Genomic DNA, 1,944 nt, shown 5'->3' on the forward strand with positions numbered 1-1,944 from the left:
CCACCCCCCACCCTCCCCCGCGATCGTGCACCTTCGGTTGTCGTGATGCGTGGGATGCCCGATCTGTCGGCGCAGGAAGTGCAAGCTGGGCGGGGTGGCCGGGGGGGTTTAGCTCAGGAGGACGGCTAGCCAGGTGCCGGTTAGCAGGGCTGGGCCCAGGGGAAGCAGGGTCTGCCGGTTCACCTGGCCTGTGCTCAGCAGGGCCAGCACCAGGGCGCCGTGTAGCAGGTGTGGCAGGAGCAGCCCGGTGAGCAGGGCGTCGCGACCCAGCCAGCCGAGCGGCAGGCCGAGGACGACGGCGAGTTTCACGTCCCCGAAGCCCAGTCGGGAGCCGGGAAGCAGAGCCAGCAGCACGTGCGCCGCGCCGGCGACCGCCGCGCCGGCCAGCGCACCGGGCAGCCGCCCCGGATCGCCGGACAGCAGGGCCGCGCCGGTCAGTCCGACGAGCGCCGTCAGCCCGGCGGCGAGGACGAGCGGGTCGGGCAGCCGCAGGCCGGCCAGGTCGACCCCGGCCAGCACCAGACCCACCGCTGCCACCGCGAGGAAGACCGGCAGCGCCGGATCGTCACCTCGCGCGGCCGCGAGCCCCACGAACACCACGGCCGCCACCGGTGGGCTGAGCCACGCGACGCGCCGCAGCCGGGCCGGCGGGGTCGCGAAGCGCCAGGCCAGCGGGGGTACGACGAGACCGACCAGCCCGCCGAGCACCGCCACCCCGACCAGTGCAGCGGCCGACATGGGCCGGACGTTACCGGCGCTCGCCCGCCGGTGCCGTCCCCGATCGCGATTCCGCGCCCGCCCGGCGGGGACGTTCGGTGCTCACCACCACGGCCACCCCGGCGACGATGACCGCGCCGCCGAGCAGGGTCTGCGCGGTCACCGGCTCGGCCACCAGCAGCGCGCCGAGCGCCACCGCGACCGCCGGGTTGACGTAGGCGTACGTCGAGACCAGCGAGATGGGCGCGTTCTGCAGCAGCCAGACGTACGCGGTGAAGGCCACCAGCGAGCCGGCCACCATGAGGTAGCCCAGTGCCAGCCAGGATCGGGTGCTGACCGAGGCGGGGTGGAAGTCGCCCAGTTCGCCCCGGCCGGCGGCGACGACGGCGAGCACCAGCGCGCCGGCCACCATCTCGTACACCGTCGCGACGAACGGGTCGGCGGGCATCCGGATCCGTCCGGACAGGAACGATCCGACCGACCAGGAGGCGGCCCCGGCGACCACGGTCAACGCGCCGACCAGCGGCACCGCGCCCGTGCTGTCGTGAGGCAGCACGAGCAGGACCAGACCGGCGAAGCCCACGGTGACCCCGACGAACGTCCAGACCGGCGGACGGTCCCCGGTGCCGGAGCGCAGCAGCACGACGAGCAGCGGCACGGTCGCCACCAGCAGCGCGGCGATGCCGGAGGGCAACGCGACGCCGGGCGGCCCGGACTCGGCGAGCACCACCAGGCCGTTGCCGCCGGCGAGCAGCAGCACCCCGACCAGCGCCGCGGAGCCGAGCTGTCGACGGTCCACCCGCAACGCGCCCGGCCCCCGGCGCAGCCGGAGCACCACCGCGAGCACCAGACCGGCCGCGGCGAACCGCAGAGCGGCCGACGTCAGCGGGGGCAGCGTCTCCACGGCGATCCGGATGCCCAGATAGGTGGAACCCCAGAGGAGGTAGACCAGGATCAACGCCGTCCAGATCAGGGTCGGCGCGGCACTGGGGCGGCGGACGGCGGGGCCCGCGGCACTTGTCGGAGATGAGCTCATCGGTGGACCACGCTACGGTGACGTCGGAGTCGGCGTCGCGCTTTGGTGGCCGGCCTCTCACCACTTCGTGCAGGAGGGCGGCATGACGAACTACGGACCACCGGGTGGCGGCACGCCCGGGTCGTGGCGTGGGCAACGACCCGACGAGAAGCCCGGTTGGCCGGCGCAGCCCTACCCGCCGGCCAACCGGG

At 74.7% G+C, this 1,944-nt stretch carries 2 protein-coding genes; both read right to left on the reverse strand.

The genetic code is table 11. The features are described from left to right. Positions 1-108 precede the first annotated feature (108 nt). The gene (locus tag F8271_RS31135) at positions 109-738 is read right to left on the reverse strand and encodes a prepilin peptidase (RefSeq protein ID WP_151493351.1); all 630 of its coding nucleotides are present in this window, start codon (positions 736-738) and stop codon (positions 109-111) included. 10 nt (positions 739-748) lie between these two features. Further along, on the reverse strand, positions 749-1,753 hold the full coding sequence (locus F8271_RS31140) for an EamA family transporter (protein WP_192580548.1): 1,005 nt from the start codon (positions 1,751-1,753) through the stop codon (positions 749-751). Between the last annotated feature and the right edge of the window lie 191 nt (positions 1,754-1,944).

This window comes from Micromonospora sp. ALFpr18c (genome assembly GCF_008868155.1).
Taxonomy (GTDB): Bacteria; Actinomycetota; Actinomycetes; order Mycobacteriales; family Micromonosporaceae; genus Micromonospora.

Coding starts and splice junctions, on each gene's coding strand:
- F8271_RS31135 (WP_151493351.1), bottom strand. CDS start 738: ATGTCGGCCGCTGCACTGGTCGGGGTGGCGGTGCTCGGCGGGCTGGTC.
- F8271_RS31140 (WP_192580548.1), bottom strand. CDS start 1,753: ATGAGCTCATCTCCGACAAGTGCCGCGGGCCCCGCCGTCCGCCGCCCC.